The organism is Vibrio sp. TBV020, assembly GCF_046056895.1.
Classification (GTDB): domain Bacteria; phylum Pseudomonadota; class Gammaproteobacteria; order Enterobacterales; family Vibrionaceae; genus Vibrio.
Map to the genome: position 1 here is coordinate 2,520,296 of NZ_JBEEAQ010000003.1, position 23,449 is coordinate 2,543,744.

A 23,449-nucleotide genomic window follows, 5' to 3' on the forward strand; every position below is an offset into this window, starting at 1 on the left:
ATCGATGTACGATGTTATTTTCATTGATGATGAGAGCGATATTCGCCTCGCGATAGAACAAAGCTTCGAACTTGAAGAGATCCCTGCACGCTTCTTTGCCAGTGCAGAAGAAGCGTTAATGGCAATAAAAGCAGATGGATTGCCGAAAGTGGTGATTACGGACATTTGCTTGCCAGGCTTGTCAGGTGAAAACATCCTTTCCAGTATTTTGCATCAAGACCCTGATATCCCAGTTATTCTAATCACAGGCCATGGCGATATATCGATGGCGGTCAACGCATTGCAAAATGGTGCTTACGATTTCATTGAAAAGCCCTTCCCTATCGATCGGCTGATCGATACTACTCGCCGTGCCCTAGACAAACGTGAGTTGACGCTAGAAAACCAAGAACTCAAGCGCAGTCTAAAAGCAAGCCAAACTCTTGGTCCGCGAATCATCGGAGATACACCCTCGATCCAAATGCTAAGAGACACTATCGTCCATATTGCCGATACCACAGCTGACATTTTACTCTTTGGCGAAACAGGGACAGGTAAAGAGCTTTTTGCTCGCTCTATTCACGAACAAAGCTCTCGACGCGACAATAACTTTGTGGCGATTAACTGCGGCGCTGTACCAGAAAACTTGATTGAAAGTGAGCTGTATGGTCATGAAAAAGGTGCATTTACCGGCGCAGATAGCAAGAGAATAGGTAAGTTAGAACATGCACAAGGTGGCACGCTATTTTTGGATGAAATTGAGTCGATGCCGATGCAGGCTCAAATCCGCTTGCTGCGAGTACTTCAAGAAAGAGTCATTGAGCGCGTGGGTTCCAATTCACTGATCCCAATTGATATTCGAGTGATTGCCGCAACGAAAGTCGATCTTAAGCAAGCAGCATCAGAAGGTTCTTTCCGAGAAGACCTCTATTATCGACTCAACATCGTGACCTTAGATTTACCTCCACTGAGACAGCGTAAGGAAGATATTCCTACCCTATTCCACCATTTCCTGCTTGTTGCGGCATCTCGCTATGGAAAATCAGCACCTGCAATTGAGTCTCAGCAGATTCATCAACTACTCGCCCATGACTGGCCAGGGAATGTTCGTGAATTACGAAATGCTGCAGAACGTTTCGTTTTGCTGGGCACTCTTTCACAGTTTGGTTCCGAAGAGACAAGTAGCAAAGAGACAGGACTTGCTCAACAAGTGGCAGAATTCGAGAAGAGTATTATCGAGCAAGCTCTGAATCAATGTGGAGGTAGCATCAAGTCCACTATGGAGCACCTTCAACTTGCACGTAAAACCCTATACGACAAAATGCAAAAATATGGCTTAGACAAGAGCAATTATAAAGGTGAATAATTCATTCACTTTTTATTCATATAAAATACGATATGTTGTTTCCATCAGCTATTGAAGGAACAGTTATCATGAAAAAAACCGCTATTACAGCCATCGCACTGACCTCTCTTTTCTCAGCGATGACTTTCGCCGATGAAGGTTTTAACGAATTTCCAAAACAAGATGTTGCACACTGTCTAGGCTGGGCCGCTGGGATTGATGAAAATGCGGACTTTGGTTCTTATATGATGACATTGTCAAAAGATAAAAAAGAAGTCATCACCTCTGATGCAAAGATCATGGAAGAATTTGGAACAGCAATGGGCTACTCCGAAGCGATGATTGAGTTTGCGGGTAAGAAAGCAGCCCTTGAGCGTTATGAACAAGTTTGTTCTCCGATAAAAGCGAAGTACGCCATTTAACTTGCCCTACCCTTGCCCAAATAAAAAGCCCCGGATAACTGCCTATCCGGGGCTTTCTCTTTAAAGCAATTTTATCACTTAGTTATTATCTCTGGTCCCATAAGCGTAGTCGGAAGCCATGTCGAAACCCAAGGCACGTAAGTCACGATAATGAGGAAGAGGAACATTACCGCTACCCAAGGCAATGCGGCTTTAACGACTTGCATCATCGACATTTTAGCCACCCCGGCAGTTACAAATAAGTTAAGCCCCACAGGTGGCGTAATCATGCCTATCTCCATGTTCACCACCATCATGATACCTAGGTGAATAGGGTCAATACCCAGCGCAATCGCGATTGGAAATACCAAAGGCGCGACGATGATCAATAGGCCTGATGGCTCCATAAACTGACCACCAATCAAAAGAAGCACGTTGACTACAATCAAGAAGGTAATTGGTCCAAGACCTGCAGAAAGCATCGACTCAGTAATCATTTGAGGAATACGTTCTTCAGTTAACACATGCTTCAAGATCAGTGCGTTGGCAATGATGAACAGCAGCATGATCGTCAGCTTACCCGCTTCATATAGCGTGTGTTTGGTATCTTTATGAACAAAGGCCTGTATGACTTTCACCAGCGCTGGTTTGCGGTTCTCTTTATCCGCAAAAGGCCCCATATCTTTGTAGATGAAGTTGGCGATCAAAAATGAATAAACCGCGGCTACCGCTGCTGCTTCAGTTGGCGTGAAGATACCGCCATAAATACCACCTAAGATGATCACAACCAGCAACAGACCCCAGCTGGCATCTTTTGCCGAGTCAAACATCTCTTTCCAACCAACAAACGGTTGCTTTGGTAAATTTTTTACTCGAGCAGCAATGTAGATAGCGATCATCAACATCACACCAGCCAACAAACCAGGGATAACGCCGCCTAGGAACATACGCCCTACAGATACGTCCGTCGCTGCAGCGTATACCACCATAACAATTGAAGGAGGAATCAAAATGCCAAGCGTACCCGCATTACAAATAACACCCGCGGCGAAGTCTTTTGAATAGCCGTTTTTGATCATACCCGCAATAACGATACTACCGATTGCAACTACAGTCGCAGGTGATGAACCAGATAGAGCCGCGAACATCATACAAGCCACAACCGAAGCCATAGCTAAGCCACCACGGAACCAACCTACCATTGCAATCGCAAATCGAATGATTCGTTTCGCAACGCCACCGGTCGACATAAAACTAGACGCCAAGATGAAGAATGGAATAGCGAGTAGAGTGTAGTGCCCAGCAAAGGCATTAAATAATGTTTGTGCCACCGATGCTAATGAAGCATCCGAATGAAGCATTAAGAAAATAATACTCGATAGGCCAAGTGATATAGCGATGGGAACACCCACCAGCATGAAGCCAATCACCATGACAAATAAAAATAGGATTTCCATGGTTTAGCTCTCCTTGCTCTTATCGTTATTATTCGTGTTACTCAGGTTTTTCGGCTCCATCGCCTCACCCGCATCTTTTAGCTCTTCTTTGAGAGCCTCTAACTCTTCTTCTGCTTCATGGCCTGCAATTAAGCGGTCGAGTTTGCCAGTGAGAATTTGCAGCGTGATTTGAGCAAAACGGAATGTCAGCAACGCCATGCCAATCGGCAAAGCCATATAAGGGATAAAGCGCGGCAATTTTTCATAGCGCTCGCCTTCATTTAACCAGTCAGCGAGAAACTGGAACATTTCCGGCATTGGAATATCATCAGTTTCATACCAAGCACGATCAGTCGCAAATGGATACCAATAGTTCCAAGAGCCAATCAGCAGCAAAATTGAGAACGCTAAGCAACAAGCCGCAGCGATGATTGCATACACCTTACGCAGTTGCTCAGGTGCAAGGTTGATAACGACATCAACGCCGATATGAAAATGTTTTTTCACACCATACGAGGCACCGACCAATACCATCCAGGCAAACATAAATACTGTGAGCTCTAATGCCCATAAGATGTTGTCGTTAAACACATAACGAAAGATAACGTTGGCAAAAGTGAGCAAGGTCATTGCTCCTAAAAAGAACGCGATGAGAGTCTCCTCAATTGCGTCCGTCACCTTCCCAATTCTGGCAAAAATTGACTGTTCCATAAGCTACTTCACTTTATCGTGGGTAAAGAAAGGCCCTCTTCCCGATATACCCAGGTAGCAAGGTATTAAGAGGGCCAATAGTTTGGGGGATTATTGTTATTATTTATTTGAAGCGAGTGCCGCTTCGATAAGATCAGAACCGATGTCTTTCTCGAACTTCTTCCAAACTGGCTGAAGTGCCGTCACCCATTGTTGACGCTGCTCTGGTGTTAACGAGCGAACTTCGCCACCGGCTTCGATGATGTTGTTTTTGTTCGCAAGGTTCACACGAGAAGACTCGGCGTTACGTGTTGCAGTTACTTCTTGGATGATCTTGTTTAGCTGATTACGCTGATCATCTGGTAGACCTTTCCAAAAGTCTTTAGACGTCACAACTAGGTAGTCCAAAATACCGTGGTTGGTTTCTGTGATGCCGTCTTGAACTTCAAAGAACTTCTTACCGTAAATGTTTGACCAAGTATTTTCCTGACCATCGATAACTTTAGTTTGTAGGCCGCCGTACACTTCTTTAAACGACATTTTCTGAGGGTTAGCACCTAACTGTTCAAACTGAGCAACCAATACATCTGATGCTTGAACACGGAACTTAAGTCCTTTCGCATCTTCTGGAGAGATAAGAGGTTTGTTCGCCGACATCTGCTTCATGCCGTTATGCCAGAAAGCAAGGCCCTGTAAACCACGACGACGCATTGCATTCTTCAGCTTCTCACCTGATTCTGAGTTCTGGAAGCGGTCAACGGCTTCAACATCTTCAAACAGGAATGGCAGGTCAAAGATACGGTATTTTTTCGTGAACTTTTCAAATTTTGATAGAGAAGGGGCAGCAAGTTGCACGTCACCGTTAAGCAATGCTTCTAGCACTTTGTTGTCATCATATAGCGTTGAGTTCGGGAAAACCTGCATACACATTTTTCCGTCCATTTCCTCATTCACACGCTGTTCAAGTAATGAAGCCGCAATACCTTTAGGGTGCTTATCTGTGTTCGTTACGTGACTGAACTTAATCACCGTTTCACCTGGATCACAATTAGCAGCAGCGTTAAAACTTGTGACAGCCAGAATCGAAGCAGATAGTAGGGTCAATGGCTTAAACATTATTATTCTCCTTGTTAAATGAACAACCCCATCAATGGGTGTTGATACATAACTAAGGGCAATAACTAAGCCAACATACACAGATTAAATATTAATTTAAAATTCAATAACTTAAATAAAAACTAGTTAGTGTTAAATTTGAGCATCACATTTCTCTGAATAATTTGGGGGGATTTCCACCCATCATATTTATCAATAAGGGTGAATTCATACCTAACTAGAAAACCGATGAATGGTATAGAAAAGCAAATGGCAGCTATAAAAGCTGCCATTTTCGTTACAAGAGATGAGGTGAGCAATAAGGAGACATGACTGCCCACCTCTACTCACAATGCATGAAACTTGCTTCATGCTATGATTCTAAGCTTAGTCGAGTTTTTTCAGATTACTAATAAACATATCAATTATATTGTTGATTAGTGAAATTCAATGCGTTGCTCAGTCGCGGCATCAAAGAACACAGCCTTAGAAAGGTCAAAATGAAGCGGAGCAATCTGCCCTGCGGTCACATCTAATTCTGGCGACAAGCGACAAGCGACCTCTTGCTCATTTACTTTAATCATCGCAATCGTATCTGGCCCCGTTGGTTCAAGCACTTCTAATGCTAGATCTAACTTCGTGGTTGCAGAAGAGTCTTGGTTCTCACTGTCTGTAATATGCTCTGGACGTAAACCAATCACCACTTCTTTGCCATCTTGATCACGCATAGAGGCAGGTAAATTGATATGGTGCTCTTGCCCATTACCACCCTTCACTTTTATGACTGGCTTATCATGCTCATCAAGGTCGACCATAGTTTTAATAAAGTTCATTGACGGCGACCCCATAAAGCCTGCCACAAACATATTATTAGGCTTATTGTAAATCTCTTGCGGAGTCCCGAGCTGTTGCAGCTCTCCATCTTTCATCACTGCAATGCGATCAGCTAAAGTCATTGCTTCAATTTGGTCATGGGTAACGTAAACAATCGTTGTATTCAACTGTTGATGAAGGCGCTTAATTTGATGGCGCATCTCAACACGCAACTTTGCATCAAGGTTAGAAAGTGGTTCATCAAAAAGATACAACTTAGGTCGACGTGCTAACGCGCGCCCCATTGCTACACGTTGACGTTGACCACCAGATAACTGCGACGGCTTACGCTCAAGTAAGTGGTCTATTTGTAGCATCTCGGCAACGCGATTGACCTCTGCATCAATATCCTCTTTCGGCATCTTACGAATTTTTAGACCAAACTCGATATTGCCACGCACCGTCATGTTTGGGTACAGAGCGTAAGACTGAAAGACCATTGCAATATCACGATCTTTGGGTTCAACGACTGAGACATCGTTACCATCAATCACAATTTCACCTGAGCTGATGTTCTCTAAACCCGCAATGGTATTCATCAAAGTTGATTTGCCACAACCTGACGGTCCAACCAAGATCAAGAACTCCCCTGAATCGATGCTAATGTCTATCCCTTTAAGTGTTTCTTGTTCCGCTTTTGGATAGGTTTTACGGATCTGTTTAAGTTCTAGTGTTGCCATGATAATTATCCTTTTACCGACCCAGCTGTTAAGCCGCGAACAAAGTATTTTCCTGCTAATACATAAACCAATAAGGTAGGAAGTGCTGCAATGATTGCTGCTGCCATATCGACGTTGTACTCTTTGACGCCTGTACTGGTGTTAACCAAGTTATTCAACGCTACGGTTATCGGCTGTGTTTCCGAGCCGGAATAAACCACACCAAACAAGAAGTCATTCCAAATAGCGGTAAACTGCCAAATCACCGTCACCATGATAATTGGCGTTGAGATAGGTAGCAGGATCTTGAAAAAGATCGTGAAGAAGCCTGCGCCATCCAACTTAGCTGCCTTAACCAGCTCGTCGGGAATACTGATGTAGAAGTTACGGAAGAACAGCGTAGTAAAGGCCATACCATAGATAACATGGACAATCACCAGACCCGCTGTAGTATTAGCAAGGCCTAACTTACCCAACACAGTAGCCATTGGTAAAAGAACAACTTGGAACGGAATAAAACAACCAAACAGTAGTAGGCTAAAGAACAGATTTGATCCTCGGAACCGCCATTTGGTCACAACGTAACCGTTAAATGCTCCAAGTAGCGTGGAAATTGCCACTGCTGGTATCACCATTTGGAACGAGTTCCAGAAGTAGCCTTTAACACCTTCACACTTCACGCCTGTACAAGCGCTGTCCCATGCTTTGAACCATGCATCGAACACCCACTCGGTCGGTAAACTCATCAAGTTGCCTGCTTTTATATCTGGCAGGGTCTTAAATGAAGTGATCACCATGACAAATAATGGCATCAGATAGACAAGGCAGAAGAACGCCAAGGTTGAGTAAATGAACAAGCGAGAAAAATTGATACTCTGCATCATGACTTCTTCTCCCTCAGTTCAGAATAAAGATACGGCACGAGAATCGCCAAAATACCTGCAAGCATCATCATTGCACTGGCAGCACCTAAACCAATTTGGCCACGAGTGAAGGAATGTGCATACATAAACAGAGCCGGTAAATCTGAAGAGTAACCTGGGCCACCGGCTGTCATCGCAGTAACAAGGTCAAAGCTCTTAATCGCGATATGCGACGTAATAATCACTGCGCTGAAAAATACGGGTCTTAGACATGGCATAATGATTCGCCAATAAATGGTCGGTAAGCTCGCTCCATCGATTTGGGCTGCTTTAATAATTGAAGCGTCGATACCACGTAATCCTGCAAGGAACATCGCCATAACGAATCCGGATGATTGCCACACGGCAGCAATGACTAATGTGTACACGGCCATATCAGAGTCAACTAACCAGTTGAATTTGAAGTCTGTGAATCCCCAATCCTGCATCAACTTTTCGATACCCAGACCTGGGTTTAAGATCCATTTCCAAGCCGTACCGGTCACGATAAACGACAGCGCCATAGGATAGAGATAGATAGTACGAATAGCCCCTTCTTGGCGGATGTTTTGATCAAGCAAGATTGCAAGGCCTACACCAAGACCTATTGCAACAACCATAAACAGTAGGCCAAAGATACCAAGGTTGGTGATTGAGGTGATCCAACGATCGTTTTCCATCAACTTTTCATATTGAGCGAAGCCAACAAAGTTGAAACTAGGTAGAAAACGGGAGTTGGTCATTGAGAGCGCCGCCGTCCAAAATATGTAGCCGTAGATACAAACCACGGTCACTAAGACAGTCGGTGCAAGAACGATTTTCGGTAGCCAATGTTGAAGTCGGTCAGCCAGGTTTGGCTTAGTTGTCGACTTCTTTTCATACCGATTAACAACATGCTCCATAACGAGTCCTTACGTCATTAACCCAAGTTAAGATCCAATTGGGTAAAGGAAGGGCGAACAGGCTCCCCACAAGCCTGAACGCCCTTTGGGGTGTTTAATACCAGCGAAGATTAGATGGCAGCTTTGACTGCTTTCGCCAGTTTTTGAGCAGCTTGCTGTGGATCAGCATCAGCGTCATTGAAGAAGTTCGTCACTACGTCGTAAATAGCACCTTGTGCGTAGCTTGTCGTTGATAGACCATGCGCCATACTTGGCACTAGATCACCAGACTTAGCACTTGCTTTGAAAGTGGCCATCGAATCCAATGCACATTGGTCGAACTTAGCCATGTCCATATCTAGACGTACAGGGATAGAGCCTTTGTTTAGGTTGAACACTTCTTGGAAGTCTTTAGTTAGGATGGTACGAGCAAGGTCTTGCTGCGCTTTTTGATTGTCTTTATCACTCAGCTCAAAGAATGCGAAGCTGTCGATGTTGAAAGTAAATTGACCGTTAGTACCTGGAGCAGGGGCACAGATGTAATCTTTACCCGGCACTTTACCTGCAGCGGTAAACTCACCTTTCGCCCAGTCACCCATGATTTGCATTGCCGCTTCGCCATTGATAACCATAGACGTTGCTACGTTCCAGTCACGGCCTGGTGAGTTCGCGTCAATATAGTCACGAATCTTTTGGAATTTGGTGAACACTTCCACCATTTTGTCACCAGACAACACGCTCATATCTAAGTCGACAAACGCTTTGTTGTAATCTTCACTGCCTAACACATCAAGCGCTACCGCTTCAAATACAGTTGCGTCTTGCCAAGGCTGGCCACCGTGCGCTAGCGGAACATAACCTGCTGCTTTAATTTTCTCTGCTGCAACAAAGAACTCATCAAGCGTTGTTGGAAGCTCAACACCTGATTTTTTCAATACTTCTGGGTTCGCCCAAATCCAGTTAACGCGGTGTACGTTTACAGGTACCGCAACGTACTCACCATCAAACTTCATTACTTTGGTTACGACAGAAGGTAGGATTTCATCCCAGTTCTCTTGCTTACCAGTGCTATCAAGAGATGTTAAGAAGCCTAAACCGCCCCACTCCTGAATATCGTGGCCTTTGATCTGCGCAGCCGACGGTGGGTTACCTGATACAGCACGAGTTTTTAAAACCGTCATTGCCGATTCACCGCCGCCACCAGCAACCGCAAAGTCTTTCCAAGTATGGTTTTGCTGCTCAAGCATATCTTTTAGCACAGCCGCTGATTTCGCTTCACCGCCAGCAGTCCACCAGTGAAGCACCTCAACTTCGCCAGCACTTGCAACATTCGCAGCAGAAAGGAGGGATAAGGTAAGTAGGGTTTTATTAAGTTTCATTATTATCTTCCATGTATTGGATTAGACATTCAGGCCAACAGCTCAATGACCCCAAGCGTTCTTGCTTGTACTAAACCGAGTCTAACCAAATAGAATTTTTTGATTGAAACAAACCGTAAAGACAATGTAACAACGATGTTACATTAGACTTCTAAGCTAGAAGGAATAAAGACTTGCGCGCGAAGCCCCTTAGTAGGCAAGTTATCAATAATGAGATCTCCGCCATGTCCATGAAGAATATTACGACAGATTCCAAGGCCTAAACCGTGCCCGTCATCATCTGTCGCTAAGCGGAAATAAGGTTCAAACACAGCTTCAAGCTTATCTTCTGGTATGCCTGGCCCTTGATCGCAGATCACCACTTTAATCCACTCTTCATCAGTGCTGATTTCGATGTTCGCTTTCATGCCATACTTCACTGCATTATCAACTAAGTTACTTAGCACTCGTTTCATAGCAAGCGGCTTAGCCACAATCGGCTCCATGTCTGCGGGCGTAAATACGACTTGCTGTTGGTACTGGTTTAACGGCTCGACAATAGAAGTAATGAGTTCATTGAGATCGATATAGGCATTATTTTCATGTAAGTCGGTATCTCTTACACACTGTAATGCCCCTTTCACCATCATCTCTAACTCATCAAGATCGCGGTTAAACTTAGAACGCTTTTGATCACTTTCGAGCAACTCTGCACGAAGTCGTAAACGCGTAATCGGTGTCTTTAAGTCATGAGAGATCGCTGAAAACAGATGCTCTCGATCGGCGACATAACGGCGAATACGTTGCTGCATACGATTAAATGCTCGCGTTGCAGTCACAAGCTCACTCGCTCCCTCTTCTTTAAGTGGCGCTTGGTCAATGTCCATACTCATTTCATTGGCCGCTTTTGCTAACCGCTTTAGAGGTTTAACTTGCCTGCGCACCAGCAAATAGGTCAACGCCAGTAAGATCGTGGTTGAGAAGATGAGAAAAAGTATTTGCTCTCGGCCAATCAAGGTGTCGTCAAGGGTGACGTACGGGGCAGGCAATAACGCTGCGATATAGAGCCACTCATGAGTAGCGAGCTCAATCTGTACCACCAGAATCGGCGGGTCAATTGGCTTCAACGTCAATGTGTGGTGCGCCCATGACTTGGGCAGATCATGCAGGTAGATATCGTTTTTAAGCAGGCGTAGGTTATCAGGGTGAGAAAAGTCCACTGAGATACTTTCCGCTTTACGTAACTTGTTCTCCAACACCTTTTCAATTGAGTCAATCGAGGCCAACTTTAACGGTGTATCTTTGATCGGCTCCACAATCAGCTGCTCTTTATTAAAAGAAACAAAGAATCGAGTACCGCCCATATTGCGAATTTGGTCTAGCACGATATGGCGATATTTGACCGGTAGTGACTGGAAGAAAGTCACAGTGGAAGCAAACATATTCGCCATGCTTTCGGAGGCGTCTCGTATTCCCGCAAGCTCTTTTTGTTTTGACTCGGTGTACCAAATGCTGGTCGCAACACCTTGCGCCAAAATTACCGCAAGTAGAGTCAAACCTAGGGTACGACCGACAAGAGAATTAGGTTTAAATATTGAAAACCATGATTTATTGCTCATAGCTCACCGGTACCGCCAGAATATACCCATTACCTCGCATCGTTTTTATGTAGTGTGGGAATCGCGCACTGTCCCCTAGCCGCTGTCGAAGACGACTCAGTTGTACATCAATCCCCCGCTCAAAAGGCAAGGCTTCACGCCCACGGGTGGCAAAAGAGATGGTATCTCGATCGAGAACCTCATTCGGTCGCTTTAAGAACAGCATCAGCAAAGCAAAGTCGCTCCCAGAGAGATCATGACTCTGGTTACTATCCATATGCGTTATACGATGGGCTAATGGGTCTAGTTGCCAATCCCCAAACACAATACTTTTTGCAGTAGAGCTTGCTGGTAACTCTTCGGATTGAGTAACACGGCGAAGCACCGCTTTAATGCGGGCATTAAGATGGCGGGGGTTAAATGGTTTGGCAATATAATCATCCGCCCCAATCTCAAGACCGATGATTTGGTCGGTATCATCAGAGACTGCCGTTAGCATAATAATAGGTACAGAGGATTGACGACGGATCTGTTGGCATAAGGTAAAGCCATCATCTCCAGGTAACATCACATCCAGCAAAATAAGGTCGGGATACCCATGTTGATCAATGGCAGCTTTCATCTGCTCACCATCATTGACCGTACTCACTTGGTAGCTTTGCTTCGTGAGATACTCTTCTAACAACTCACAAATTTCTTGATCGTCATCGACAACGAGAACCTTAGCTGTCATACCTTTACCTATTACTACTTAGATTTATAAAGCGAGTTTAATCACTTATCCAATATTCATTGACAACCTAATACCCAGAATTTGAATTCCTAGCGGACACAAGTCACATCTCATTAACAAAAATAGCAATATAAACTCATCAAAAGTGTCGCTTTCCGTCTAAGCTAAACGAATAAATACAAACCAATGCGCTAGGTGATGTAATGAGAATCGGTATAAATCTATTCCGTTCTTTTGTCTCAACATTTTTGATTTTTGCTCTGTCTTATCCTTCATACGCTGCTCCTGCTTACAAAATTGGTCTAGCCACATGGACCGGCTACCCAGAAAACGTGCAAGGATTTAAAGATGGACTTTCAGAGCGCGGAATTGATTTAGCTAACGTCATTTTCATTGAAGGGCAGACTTCGAGTGATAAACAAATTCAAGAGCAATCCGCACTGTCGATGTTAGAGCAAAAAGTCGACCTTGTTTATTCATTAACCACTCCCGGTACCATCATTGTTAAGCGCACGTTTCCTGACACCACCCCTATCGTATTTTCCATCGTCACCTACCCTGCGGATTCTGGGTTGATTGATTCATTTGAATACTCAGGCAACAACCTAGTCGGCACAAGTAACTACATCGCCCTACAGCACTATATTCAGTTGATTGAATTACTGGTGCCACAAACCCAATCTGCCGCAATTTTTCACCGTAAAGGCGAGCCCAATTCAAAGATACAAGCCTCGAATTTGATTCGCCTTTTAAAGAGGAAAAACATCAGCGTTAACGATATTGAAGTAAACAACCTAGACGAACTTGAGGCGCAAGCAACCGACATTACCAACGACGTTGACTTGTTCATTACAACGACTGACACCTTGTTGCAAAATGGCGGTGAAGAAACCTTAATTTCGATTGCCAATAAGTCCAACATTCCAATTTTGAGCTCAAACAAAGCCGGGATTCAGCAAGGCGCGACGTTTGGACCCGTCGCTGACTTTTATCAGCTGGGTAAACAGTCAGGCTATATGGCCGCTGATATTCTCTTGAATAACAAAGAGCCAAGGCACTTACAATCTAGTTTGCAAGATCAACCAACTTTCCTCATCAATCGCAAAAGTGTTGAACGGTTAGGTATTGATACTGAAAAACTCTCCGTATTCAACTTTCAGTGGTATTGAGTAAGTGATGAGTCTGACACAAAAATTACTGGGCATTATTACGCTACTTACCCTATGTATTTTCTTGGGAGCGGGTTACTACATTTCTGGGTTTTCCGAGCGAACAATTCGCTACAACGCCCATCAACAACTCAACGGCTCACTTGAACTTGCTGAAGGGATCATTGATGGCTATAACCAAAAAGTGACCTCAATTGCTAACCTCAACGCACAAAACCGCACTGTCATCAAAGCGCTAGACCTTGGAATAAATAGAGGGGTAGCTCAAGAGCTCAATGACTCCATAAAAAATAGTGCCTTCGTTAACTACATTTTTATTGTCGACTATGAGGGATACGTGTTTTCAACCTCAACCGTCAACTATCAGAAAGAGAAGTTTAATGGAGAGCAATGGCTCTATGAGAAGTTAGATACCCACCCCAATTTTCACCCCTTGTTCACTCGCAGCACGATCATCAGTACCCCCGGTCAAGATCCTTTTTTATCGGGCGCCCAACGAGGAGCTATATCACAATGGGTCGTCAGCCCGATTCTATTTCGTGACCAAGTCATTGGCTGGACCGTTTTATCATTTGATTGGGAAGCCAGCATGATGGATTTACTCAATGCTACATACATCCGACTGGAAAATGCATTTTACCCCATTTTAAACATCAGCCTTTCCGACGAGTTTAGTGATATTAGTCCATTGAGTGTTAGCCGCAGTACTTTACCGACCAGAACGTTAAGCGCTGAAAAAGATATGTTTTTTGGCAAAGCTAACTATCTTTTATCCGTAACCTTTGACGGTGATAAAGCTCTGAGTAGCATAGATGCCATAAAAAAGACGATGCTTATCATCTTTTCTTTATCGGCCGCAGTCCTCGCAATAGCACTGTGGGGCTCATTAAGAGCGTTAATCGTCCAGCCTTTAAATAAGCTCAACTCACACATTCATAAACTTAGCTCAAACAGTCCAGAACAAAGATTACCTGATTTCTCCAGCCCTGAAGCACACTCCATCGCCTCCACCATCAATCAATTACTCCAGCGCATCAACAGCAACACGATCTCAATCCAAAGGCTGGACGAAGAGATAAAACTCAAACAAGATTCTGAAGCGAACCAAAGGCTTGTCAGCCAAAAACTTGAAGCCATTTTAGATACCGCGGCTGACGGCATCATCACCATTAACCAAAGAGGCAAAATCCTAAGCTTCAACCAAGCCGCTCAACTAATGTTCGGCTATTTAGAGCAAGAAGCGATCGGAATGCCAGTAGAAAATTTGATGCCTAAAAAGTACGCATCTATGCATCAAGCTTTCATCGACCAACATAATGCAACAGGACGCAGTAAAATCATTGGTGTAAAGGATAAAGACGGAAGGCTTGGAAGAGAGTTTCAGGCAGTAACCAAAGAAGGTGAATTGTTTCCTATTCTGTTATCCATCGCAAAAGTAGAGACCAGTGATGGCGTTATCTACTCAGGGGTAATTAAAGATGTCTCCAAACAAAAAGATGCGGAAAATGCTCTGATTGCAGCCAAAGAACAAGCCGAGGACGCCGCTAATTCAAAAAGTGAATTCTTAGCGGTAATGAGCCATGAGATCCGAACGCCAATGAATGGCATCATAGGTATGTTAGACCTCTTACTTGAAAATGACCTCAATACTTCACAATCGCACCAAGCTTACCTTGCTCATAGCAGCGCTCTATCTTTGCTTTCCTTACTTAATGACATTCTGGATTTCTCGAAAATCGATGCGGACAAGCTTGAGCTTGAAAGTCAGCACTTCAATTTAAGACATATGCTTGGCGATTTTGCCGAAGCCATGGCGGTTAGCTTGACTAACCCAAATGTTGAAATCATTTTGGATATGGTCGAAGTCGAGCACTCGATGATTTTAGCGGACAGTACTCGAATTCGGCAGATTTTTGCCAATTTAGTCAGTAACGCTTTAAAGTTTACCGAAAAAGGTGAAGTCGTCATTAGTGTACGACTTGAAGAGTACAGTGATCAGCAATGGAAGTTACACGCCTCTATTAAAGATTCGGGGATAGGCATTCCAGAAAACAGGCTTGATTCTTTGTTTGATAAGTTTAGCCAAGTGGATGCTTCAACCACTCGCCGTTACGGTGGCACAGGGCTAGGTTTAGCTATCGTTGAACGCCTTTGCCAAATTATGGGCGGTGAAATCACAGTTAATAGCGAGGTCGGAAAAGGGAGTGAATTTTCGTTCCACATCTTAGTGGGTAAATCTAATCAATCGACACAAGTCATCCCATCAGTCGACATCTCACTGCTTAATATTCTGGTCGTTGACGATAATGCGATAAACCAAGAAGCGATTGTACGCCAGTTACAACATTGGGGAGCAAAAGTGATTGCTGCGTCTAGCGCAGAAGAAGCTATTGAGCTGTGCGAAAGACGAAAAGATGATGACCTTCCAATGTTTGATATCGCTTTTTTAGATATGCAGATGCCCGATATCAATGGTCTAGAACTGAGTGAAAAACTCAATAGTAACCCTATTACAGAGTCCATTAAGCTTATTATGATGACCTCAATTGAAGCCATCTCTCAACAGAACGCGTTCCAAACCTATGGCTTCAGTGGTTACTTCGTCAAACCAGCCACGACCGTTGATTTGTTTAATGCATTGAAAGTTATCGCAAGCCCTGATTTTTCACCAGGTGAGAACCTCATCACTCACAACTACTTGTCTGCAATGGAATCAGAACCCTTGCCTGAAGCCGAGCTAGATAAGGAATTAAAGCTATTGGTCGTTGAAGATAACCGAGTAAACCAAATTGTCATCACTGGTGTTTTACACAAAATGGGGCTGAGCACTACTATCGCCAACAACGGTAAAGAAGCTCTTAGTACCCTATCAGGGCCTGAACATTTCGATATTGTATTGATGGATTGCCAAATGCCCGAAATGGATGGTTACGAAGCCACCCACCGAATTCGCAATGGCGAGAGTGGTGAACAAGTAAGAAACATCCCTATCATTGCAATGACAGCGAATGCGATGGAAAGTGATCGCCAAGCATGTAAAAGCGCCGGCATGAATGACTTTTTAACCAAGCCATTAAACCGGAGCCTATTGAAAGAAAAATTGATTGCTTGGAGTCCTGCAAGTTAAGAAGAGCAGCTGATTTCCATTTTTTTACCCCATTCAGGTGGCAAATTAGCGTAAGCGTCCATGTCTGGCTGTTCATCGTAAGGAGTGCTCAGTAATTTTGCCAATTGATGAACTTCGGAATAGTCACCTTGTTCCGCTTTATCAATGGCCAATTGAGCAAGATAGTTACGCAGAATGTATTTAGGGTTAACCTTACGCATCTGTTCACATCGCTGTGCGGCAGTAATCACATTACCCTGGTCATCACATTCTTGTTTGCAGCGTTCTAAGTACAAAGCTAGCCATTGATTGGCAGCATCCCTATCAACAAATAAGTCGCATACAACGCTGCTATCTTTGTAATCGAGATTAGATAGCTCGCGCATAAATCGAGTGTAATCGACGCGGTTTTGATGCAAGACTTCAAACATAGACGCGAAGAGTTTCGTATCGCCTTCTTGCTTGTTTGTCAGCCCAAGCTTTGATCGCATCAAACGACTGAACTGTTGGCCGAGTAGCGGTTCATATTGAGCTAACGCTTGCTCGAGATCTTCCTTGTCGATAAGTGGTGACAGGCTATGTGCCAGAGCAGACAAGTTCCATAGTCCAATCCTAGGTTGCTGATCAAACGCATAGCGACCTTGGTAATCGGAGTGATTACAAATATAACCCGGCTCATAGTCATCCAAGAATCCGAAAGGCCCGTAGTCAAACGTCTCGCCAACGATCGACATGTTGTCAGTATTCATCACACCATGGGCAAAGCCATACGCTTGCCATAATGCGATCATTTCCATGGTGCGCTCAACAATCTTATTGAACATCACACCATAAGGCTTATCGTGTTCAAGACACTCAGGCCAGTACCATTCAATAACTTTATCGGCGAGCAGTTTTTGCTCTGCAAGTTGATTGGTATAGAAGAAATGTTCAAAGTGGCCAAAGCGAATATGAGTTGTCGCGACTCGCAGTAACAAAGCGCCTTGCTCACCCTTTTCACGATAAACCGGCGTGTCACTGACAAGCATCCCAAGTGCTCTCGTGGTAGGAATACCGAGCCCAGCCATCGCTTCACTACATAGATATTCGCGAATGGTTGATCTTAAAACCGCGCGGCCATCGCCCATACGCGAATAGGGTGTTAGTCCCGCACCTTTAATATGCAGATCAAACAGTTGATTGTTATTGTCTTTCAACTCACCTAACAACAATCCACGCCCGTCGCCTAAGTCAGGATTGTAAACACCAAACTGGTGGCCCGCGTACTTCATTGCCAGAGACGGAAAGCTTTCATCTACCCCCTCACCAGATAGCAAGTTTTTCAGTTCGCCACTCGGTGCAGTAACAGGCAGGCCAAACTGTACGGCAAGGTTTTGGTTCCATGCAACCCACTCGGTGTTATCGAGAGGCTGGGGCTGAACCAAGCTATAGAAACTATTTGGTAGATTGACAAAACGATGTGAAAGATTGATTGCCGCGGACATATACAAACCATTAACAGAATTTAACAACTGAAACTAGCACAAGCCTACTGAATAAATCTAGCCTATAAGAAGCCTGCGAAATAAACCGTCTGAGCAGTAACGAGAATTTACAGACTCTTAATACGAAAAAAGTGGCCTTTTGAGCCACTTTTCTTAATTCAATACCTGCGCTACTTACGCAATCCGAGAGAGATTCGGACAAAGTCTCCATCTTCAAACTCGATCTTATGGTCAAACAACGAAGAAGAGTAAATAGTACGTAAAAAGCTGTGCCTTTCGCCATTCGTGCCCCGAAATAACATAGAGATGTCAGCGACAAGACGATTTCGATTATTAAAATGCGCGTTCAGATCTTGAGAGAGCACACAGAGTAAACAGCCTTTACTATTATGTTTCAGATCGACTTTCTCTGGGCTCGATACTAATACTGTCGTATTTAGTTCTTTCTCAAGCATGTTTACTAACAGTAAAAAGCTATCTAAATGCGGAAGTTCATCCCCTTCTACTGGTGTAAGAAGGTTCTCTAACATCGACTCAATATCTAAACGTTGCGCCCTAGCATGGCTAACCAACGAACGTACTTTCTTCTTAAAAGGTTTGTACTTTTTACTATTCGCAGCTTTGTTTAGCCAAGCAGAGAGGATGTCATTAATGTCAGAACGAGACTTTCTCGACAGTGTTTTCCCTGAATGGTTGGTGCGTAAATGTAACAACGCATGGAGAGCAAGTTCAGCCAGTAAAGGTTCAAACTCGGGTTTAATTTTAGTATGGATACTGCGCATGGTGCCTGAACGTTGGTACTAACTTCGAACCGAGTCAATTCGGTGGTTCTTGAAGGAACGCAATGCTACCGAAAAGCTCACCTTATGTACAGAAGAAGGTTAATACAGTGTAAGAGTTTATATCATTACCGTGATGAGGCTCTGAGCAAATCGTGTATGTATTATGTTTTATCTAAACATCTTATAAACACAACGATTAAAAAGGCCTCTGTATTGATGATTACTGAGGCCAACTCAGAAACACTCTGTCTTTACTAGTAGATAAGCTTGGTGGAATCTCTAGGAATAATTCTATACCCAGTGTCTACTATCGAGTTAGGGTTAACTTGATTGTGATAACACTCAATCGACATTCTAGCCAATTCTTCCGCGACTTTACCGCTGTTGAGGCTGACGCTAGATAAAGAGATCGGCGCTAAACATGAACTTATTGAAAAATCACCGAACCCAATCACACTAAGCTGTTGCGGAATTGCTATACCTCTATGTCCTGATTCTAGCAATACACCAATTCCAATCGCGTCATTGGTTGCCACTATGCCATCTATACCCCTGTGGTTGGAAACCGCTTGAGAAAAATAACGACGAGTGTCTTCATACGTATTTCTTGTATAAGGTATATCGATCAACAAAGGTTCGTGATCTACCCCTTGCTCTTTCAACGCAGCACAGTACCCACTATAGCGAGTTTGTGCTCGGATATCGTCATCGAAACGAGTGGTAAAATACGCTACTTTCTTACAGCCAGACTCAAGCAAATATTTCGTCGTGTCATACCCTGAACGTTCATGGTTTAAACCTACTTGTAGGCTAATGTCGCCACCTAGATCTAGGAACTGGATCACCGATGTCGTCGTACTATCGAGCATCTTTGACGTTGCTTCAGTATGCTCTTTACCCGTAACAATGAGCACTGAAGGCGACCACTCTAACATCGATCTAACCTGTTCTTCTTCTTTTTCAAGATTGTGGTCATGAGATGCAATTTTTAATTGGAAGCCCTCTTTGCTCACTAACTCTTCGAGCTTTTGCAAAATGTCCCCAATCACTTCATTCGAGATAGATGGGACGACAATTGAAATACTCTTACTTTTACTGCCGGTAAATTGGCTAGCAATTTTATTGTACACATAGCCAAGTTCATCGATCGATTTTTGAATTTTATCGCCAGTTTTCTTTGAAACCTTTTCGGGCTTTCGAATGTAGAGAGAAACTGTCGACGGAGAGACGCTTGCATGAAGTGCAACATCTTCAATTTTAACAGTTTGAGTGGCTTTTTTTCGCATAAGGACGTAAACCTGAAGACTTAACGAGTTTAACAATAATCACAGTTGCACAAGCTACAATGGCTGCAACTAAGTATGGATAAGTTACTGGTACCCCATTAGGGTTAGCAACACCAAGTGGCGATAGCGTAACATAAATGAGAACCAATGCAGCGACCATAAATACACTATAAGCTTCGGCATAGCGCCATTTCGCCATAGGGATCTGAGGTTTGCTTTGTTTTTCTACATAAGAGTGACTTGGTGAAAGGTAACCAATCAACAGCATAATGGCGATTTCTAGGATAAATAGGATACCCATAAGGTGGATATAATGAACAGAAATCGCGTCTTTAAAGATAAAGTTGTAAGCGCTATACACTACGATATGAAAAGGTAAGATAAATTTAGCCGCTTTTGCAGGAACCCTAGTCGTTAAAAAACCAACCAAAACGATAGCAATGACAGGAATGTTGTAGAAGCCTGTGAATCGACGTAACAAGTCAAAAATTCCACTTGGAAATTCAAGCAATAACGGAGAAATGATAATAGAAATTAAAGCAAAGCCCAGTGACGTGATTTTGCCGACTTTCACCAATTTCTTTTCATCATTACATTTCATTAGTGGGCGATAAAAATCGAGAGCGAACAAGGTTGCGCTCGCATTTACAATACTATTGAAATGGCTAATCACCGTACCAAATAACGCTGCTGCAAACAGGCCAGTCAACCACCAAGGTAGAATCAACTTAACTAATGTCGGGTATGCCAAATCAGGTAACTCGAGACTATCACCGTAAATTTTAAAGGCGATCAATCCAGGTAGAACCATCACAATAGGCACAATTAATTTGATAGAGCCCGCAAACAACACCCCTTTTTGCCCCTCAGAGAGAGATTTGGCACCAAGGGTACGTTGAATGATCATTTGGTTGGTACACCAGTAGAATAAGTTCGCTGCAATCATGCCGGTAAAAATGGTTGAAAAAGGCACACTGCTGTCTTCATCACCAATAGCATTAAGTTGCTCAGGGTTGCTCTCAATTAACTCTTGTATTCCCTCTAGTGCATTGCCATCACCTAACATCATCAGTCCAAGGATTGGTATCAGTAATGAAGCGAGCAACAACAGAATTCCATTAATCGTATCTGAAATCGCAACCGCTTTTAGCCCACCAATCGCGGCATATAAACCACCGACAGCACCCATCGCCAATGAAAGGCCTGCAATAACCCAAAAATAATCAATGTTTACCATCTCCTGTATATGGAACATCTTTTCGATGGTGATAGAGCCAAGATAGAGACTCACTGGATTAGCCATAATGACATAACCAATTAGGCACATGACGCTGATCATACGACGGGTATGAGCATCAAAGCGTTCTTCCAGAAATTCAGGAATGGTGGTTAACCCTCGTTTTAAGTATCGAGGAAGAAAGAACAACGCCATGATGATAGTGGCTATTGCTGCGGTACTTTCCCAAGCCATACCACTAATATCAAATCGGTATGCATTACCATTCAAACCAATAAGTTGCTCGGCAGATAAATTAGACAACAGCAGCGAACCCACAATGAAATATGCCGATAACCCCCTGCCAGCTAAGAAAAAACCGGACACACCCTCTTCACTAATTCCTTTTGTTTTCCTATAAGAATATAGCGATACAATTACTGTGAAGAGCAAAAAGCTAAATGTAATAAAAAGTGACTGACTCATTAAAAGTACCAATTTGATAGCGTTTCGGAGGAAAATACCTACATTTTTCGGGTATCTCACCCTATTTCCGTTGGAAAATTGACTTAAAACAATAAAAGCTGGTTCACGTTCCAGGTTTCTTGATAGGGATCTCATTATTGTTTTTTTGCAGTTGAGATCGTAGCGCTACGAAATTAAAGTTCCTGCCAAGAGATACAAACAGAAAGTTGGAATTTATGTTTAATACAGCGAATTTGAAGAAACGCGATATTTCAGAGCTACGAAGCCAACGTTGGTATGCACCTGATACGATTCGAGCGTTTGCTCACCGTCAACGCAGTCAACAGATGGGCCTAAATCGCGAAGAATTCATGGGTAAGCCAGTCATTGGCATTATCAATACCTGGAGCGATCTAAGCCCTTGCCACTCTCACCTAAGAGAACGAGCTGAAGCCGTTAAACGAGCAGTATGGGCGTCAGGTGGTTATCCAGTAGAGCTACCTGCACTTTCTGTAGGTGAAGTACTGGTCAAACCAACAACGATGTTATATCGCAATTTTCTTGCTATGGAAGCAGAAGAACTACTGCGTCAACACCCAATTGATGGTGCTATTTTGATGGGTGGGTGTGATAAATCGACTCCAGCTCTATTAATGGGCGCAATTTCAATGGATATTCCGATGCTATTTTGCCCTGCTGGGCCTATGTCTTCAGGAAAATGGCGCGGTACAACAACGGGTGCGGGTACACATACTAAGAAATACTGGGATCAACTGCGTTTAGGTGCTATCACTCAGCACGACTGGGTTGAACTAGAAGGTGCAATGACTCGCTCAATTGGTACTTGTAACACTATGGGTACTGCATCAACGATGACTTCTATTGCAGATGCTATCGGCTTTATGATTCCGGGGGCTTCTTCAATTCCTGCAGCTGACTCGCGCCATACACAAATGGCTGCGCAGTGCGGTAAAACAATTGTTGATATGGTTTGGTATGACCATAAGCCTTCTTCATGGCTAACTCGCGAAAACTTCCTGAACGGTATCGTTGCTTACATGGCGGTTGGTGGCTCAACAAACGCAGCCATTCACCTGATTGCGATGGCTAACAGAGCGAAAATTAAGATCACACTTGATGATATGGAAGCTATTGCCCGTAAAGTACCTGTTCTAGCAAACTTGTTCCCATCTGGTGATCAGTTAATGGAAGAGTTTTTCTTTGCTGGTGGCTTAATGGCTCAGTTGAAGAAAATCAGCCAGTTCTTACACCTTGACGTAACGGGTGTGCTCAATACACCAATGAGCAGCTGGTTAGAACACGCGGATTGTTACGATGACAACGTTATCCGTGACCTAGAAAATCCAGTAGTGCCATTATCTCAAGGCTGCGCATTATCTGTTCTTAAAGGCAACTTATGCCCGAACGGTGCGGTAATGAAATCTTCAGCGGCACTGCCTGAATTGCGTAAACACCGTGGTCGTGCACTTGTATTCGATAATCACCAAGATTTATCAGACACCATCGATCAGCCAGACTTAGATGTGACTAAAGACACAGTCATCATCCTAAGAAACGCAGGGCCAGTTGGTGCACCGGGTATGCCGGAATGGGGCAACCTTCCAATTCCTAAGAAACTTCTTAAAGAAGGCGTTACTGACATGGTTCGAATTACCGATGCACGCATGTCAGGCACACACTACGGCACTTGTATCTTACACGTAGCGCCAGAATCAGCAGTGGGTGGTCCACTCGCATTGGTGAAAACTGACGACATCATCGAACTCGACATTGAAGCAGGCACTCTGAACATGCTGGTATCTGAAGAAGAATTAGCAAACCGTCGTGAGAACTTAAAACCAACACATAAAACATTCGAGCGTTCGTACGCCGCGCTCTATCAGCAGCACGTTACTCAAGCAGACGAAGGGTGTGATTTCGATTTCCTTCAAGCGGGCAGCGACGTTCCAGAGCCACCAATTCACTAAGGT

General features: G+C 43.7%; 18 protein-coding genes. 5 read left to right on the plus strand and 13 right to left on the minus strand.

Annotation, left to right across the window (positions count from 1 at the left end; genetic code table 11):
• Positions 1-4 precede the first annotated feature (4 nt).
• Both AAFX28_RS19400 and AAFX28_RS19405 read left to right on the plus strand, forming a co-directional pair.
• Positions 5-1,345, plus strand: a complete 1,341-nt coding sequence (locus tag AAFX28_RS19400) for a sigma-54-dependent transcriptional regulator (RefSeq protein WP_408690087.1) — start codon at positions 5-7, stop codon at positions 1,343-1,345.
• 68 nt (positions 1,346-1,413) lie between these two features.
• Positions 1,414-1,746: a hypothetical protein gene (locus AAFX28_RS19405; RefSeq protein ID WP_408690089.1), complete on the plus strand. Its 333-nt coding sequence runs from the start codon at positions 1,414-1,416 to the stop codon at positions 1,744-1,746.
• 74 nt (positions 1,747-1,820) lie between these two features.
• On the opposite strand, the gene AAFX28_RS19410 is transcribed toward AAFX28_RS19405, so the two are convergent.
• The 9 genes from AAFX28_RS19410 to AAFX28_RS19450 form a co-directional block, all read right to left on the minus strand.
• Positions 1,821-3,182: a TRAP transporter large permease gene (locus AAFX28_RS19410; protein WP_408690090.1), complete on the minus strand. Its 1,362-nt coding sequence runs from the start codon at positions 3,180-3,182 to the stop codon at positions 1,821-1,823.
• A 3-nt stretch (positions 3,183-3,185) separates the two neighbouring features.
• Positions 3,186-3,872 carry a TRAP transporter small permease gene (locus tag AAFX28_RS19415; RefSeq protein WP_408690092.1) on the minus strand — a complete coding sequence of 229 codons (687 nt, stop codon included), beginning with the start codon at positions 3,870-3,872 and terminating at the stop codon, positions 3,186-3,188.
• 99 nt (positions 3,873-3,971) lie between these two features.
• Positions 3,972-4,967 carry a TRAP transporter substrate-binding protein gene (locus AAFX28_RS19420; RefSeq protein ID WP_408690094.1) on the minus strand — a complete coding sequence of 332 codons (996 nt, stop codon included), beginning with the start codon at positions 4,965-4,967 and terminating at the stop codon, positions 3,972-3,974.
• A 416-nt stretch (positions 4,968-5,383) separates the two neighbouring features.
• Complete coding sequence (locus AAFX28_RS19425; RefSeq protein ID WP_408690096.1) at positions 5,384-6,499, minus strand: ABC transporter ATP-binding protein; 1,116 nt, start codon at positions 6,497-6,499, stop codon at positions 5,384-5,386.
• Between the two features lie 5 nt (positions 6,500-6,504).
• Entirely contained in the window at positions 6,505-7,362 is an 858-nt protein-coding gene (locus AAFX28_RS19430; protein ID WP_408690098.1) for a carbohydrate ABC transporter permease, read from the minus strand.
• Positions 7,359-8,282 (minus strand): carbohydrate ABC transporter permease, encoded by a 924-nt coding sequence (locus AAFX28_RS19435; RefSeq protein ID WP_408690099.1) that lies wholly within the window; start codon positions 8,280-8,282, stop codon positions 7,359-7,361. The genes AAFX28_RS19430 and AAFX28_RS19435 overlap by 4 nt, the downstream gene beginning before the upstream one ends.
• 110 nt (positions 8,283-8,392) lie before the next feature.
• On the minus strand, positions 8,393-9,640 hold the full coding sequence (locus AAFX28_RS19440; RefSeq protein ID WP_408690101.1) for an ABC transporter substrate-binding protein: 1,248 nt from the start codon (positions 9,638-9,640) through the stop codon (positions 8,393-8,395).
• 143 nt (positions 9,641-9,783) lie between these two features.
• Positions 9,784-11,238 carry an ATP-binding protein gene (locus AAFX28_RS19445; RefSeq protein WP_408690103.1) on the minus strand — a complete coding sequence of 485 codons (1,455 nt, stop codon included), beginning with the start codon at positions 11,236-11,238 and terminating at the stop codon, positions 9,784-9,786.
• Complete coding sequence (locus AAFX28_RS19450) at positions 11,228-11,950, minus strand: response regulator (RefSeq protein WP_408690105.1); 723 nt, start codon at positions 11,948-11,950, stop codon at positions 11,228-11,230. The genes AAFX28_RS19445 and AAFX28_RS19450 overlap by 11 nt, the downstream gene beginning before the upstream one ends.
• Positions 11,951-12,153: 203 nt before the next feature.
• Here AAFX28_RS19450 and AAFX28_RS19455 point away from each other — a divergent pair, with 203 nt between their 5' ends.
• The gene (locus tag AAFX28_RS19455; RefSeq protein ID WP_408690106.1) at positions 12,154-13,119 is read left to right on the plus strand and encodes an ABC transporter substrate-binding protein; all 966 of its coding nucleotides are present in this window, start codon (positions 12,154-12,156) and stop codon (positions 13,117-13,119) included.
• A 7-nt stretch (positions 13,120-13,126) separates the two neighbouring features.
• Positions 13,127-16,246, plus strand: coding sequence for a response regulator (locus AAFX28_RS19460; RefSeq protein ID WP_408690108.1), 3,120 nt, complete (start codon positions 13,127-13,129; stop codon positions 16,244-16,246).
• Here AAFX28_RS19460 and AAFX28_RS19465 read toward each other — a convergent pair.
• From AAFX28_RS19465 to AAFX28_RS19480, 4 genes are all read right to left on the minus strand, one after another.
• Positions 16,243-17,709: a protein adenylyltransferase SelO gene (locus AAFX28_RS19465; RefSeq protein WP_408690110.1), complete on the minus strand. Its 1,467-nt coding sequence runs from the start codon at positions 17,707-17,709 to the stop codon at positions 16,243-16,245. The two genes, AAFX28_RS19460 and AAFX28_RS19465, sit on opposite strands and share 4 nt — an antisense overlap.
• A gap of 170 nt (positions 17,710-17,879) precedes the next feature.
• Positions 17,880-18,491, minus strand: coding sequence for a DUF2913 family protein (locus tag AAFX28_RS19470; RefSeq protein WP_408690112.1), 612 nt, complete (start codon positions 18,489-18,491; stop codon positions 17,880-17,882).
• 254 nt (positions 18,492-18,745) lie between these two features.
• Positions 18,746-19,777, minus strand: a complete 1,032-nt coding sequence (locus AAFX28_RS19475) for a LacI family DNA-binding transcriptional regulator (protein WP_408690114.1) — start codon at positions 19,775-19,777, stop codon at positions 18,746-18,748.
• Positions 19,749-21,479, minus strand: coding sequence for a solute:sodium symporter family transporter (locus AAFX28_RS19480; protein ID WP_408690116.1), 1,731 nt, complete (start codon positions 21,477-21,479; stop codon positions 19,749-19,751). Before AAFX28_RS19480 ends, AAFX28_RS19475 begins: the two co-directional genes overlap by 29 nt.
• Positions 21,480-21,694: 215 nt before the next feature.
• Here AAFX28_RS19480 and AAFX28_RS19485 point away from each other — a divergent pair, with 215 nt between their 5' ends.
• Positions 21,695-23,446 carry an IlvD/Edd family dehydratase gene (locus AAFX28_RS19485; protein WP_408690118.1) on the plus strand — a complete coding sequence of 584 codons (1,752 nt, stop codon included), beginning with the start codon at positions 21,695-21,697 and terminating at the stop codon, positions 23,444-23,446.
• The last annotated feature ends 3 nt before the right edge of the window (positions 23,447-23,449 follow it).

What these genes read in the sequence shown, in the direction of transcription:
- AAFX28_RS19405 (WP_408690089.1), top strand. Translation starts at nt 1,414, where the DNA reads ATGAAAAAAACCGCTATTACAGCCATCGCACTGACCTCTCTTTTCTCA.
- AAFX28_RS19470 (WP_408690112.1), bottom strand. Translation starts at nt 18,491, where the DNA reads ATGCGCAGTATCCATACTAAAATTAAACCCGAGTTTGAACCTTTACTG.
- AAFX28_RS19400 (WP_408690087.1), top strand. Translation starts at nt 5, where the DNA reads ATGTACGATGTTATTTTCATTGATGATGAGAGCGATATTCGCCTCGCG.
- AAFX28_RS19440 (WP_408690101.1), bottom strand. Translation starts at nt 9,640, where the DNA reads ATGAAACTTAATAAAACCCTACTTACCTTATCCCTCCTTTCTGCTGCG.
- AAFX28_RS19445 (WP_408690103.1), bottom strand. Translation starts at nt 11,238, where the DNA reads ATGAGCAATAAATCATGGTTTTCAATATTTAAACCTAATTCTCTTGTC.
- AAFX28_RS19475 (WP_408690114.1), bottom strand. Translation starts at nt 19,777, where the DNA reads ATGCGAAAAAAAGCCACTCAAACTGTTAAAATTGAAGATGTTGCACTT.
- AAFX28_RS19425 (WP_408690096.1), bottom strand. Translation starts at nt 6,499, where the DNA reads ATGGCAACACTAGAACTTAAACAGATCCGTAAAACCTATCCAAAAGCG.
- AAFX28_RS19465 (WP_408690110.1), bottom strand. Translation starts at nt 17,709, where the DNA reads ATGTCCGCGGCAATCAATCTTTCACATCGTTTTGTCAATCTACCAAAT.
- AAFX28_RS19485 (WP_408690118.1), top strand. Translation starts at nt 21,695, where the DNA reads ATGTTTAATACAGCGAATTTGAAGAAACGCGATATTTCAGAGCTACGA.
- AAFX28_RS19450 (WP_408690105.1), bottom strand. Translation starts at nt 11,950, where the DNA reads ATGACAGCTAAGGTTCTCGTTGTCGATGACGATCAAGAAATTTGTGAG.
- AAFX28_RS19415 (WP_408690092.1), bottom strand. Translation starts at nt 3,872, where the DNA reads ATGGAACAGTCAATTTTTGCCAGAATTGGGAAGGTGACGGACGCAATT.
- AAFX28_RS19410 (WP_408690090.1), bottom strand. Translation starts at nt 3,182, where the DNA reads ATGGAAATCCTATTTTTATTTGTCATGGTGATTGGCTTCATGCTGGTG.
- AAFX28_RS19455 (WP_408690106.1), top strand. Translation starts at nt 12,154, where the DNA reads ATGAGAATCGGTATAAATCTATTCCGTTCTTTTGTCTCAACATTTTTG.
- AAFX28_RS19420 (WP_408690094.1), bottom strand. Translation starts at nt 4,967, where the DNA reads ATGTTTAAGCCATTGACCCTACTATCTGCTTCGATTCTGGCTGTCACA.
- AAFX28_RS19430 (WP_408690098.1), bottom strand. Translation starts at nt 7,362, where the DNA reads ATGATGCAGAGTATCAATTTTTCTCGCTTGTTCATTTACTCAACCTTG.
- AAFX28_RS19460 (WP_408690108.1), top strand. Translation starts at nt 13,127, where the DNA reads ATGAGTCTGACACAAAAATTACTGGGCATTATTACGCTACTTACCCTA.
- AAFX28_RS19480 (WP_408690116.1), bottom strand. Translation starts at nt 21,479, where the DNA reads ATGAGTCAGTCACTTTTTATTACATTTAGCTTTTTGCTCTTCACAGTA.
- AAFX28_RS19435 (WP_408690099.1), bottom strand. Translation starts at nt 8,282, where the DNA reads ATGGAGCATGTTGTTAATCGGTATGAAAAGAAGTCGACAACTAAGCCA.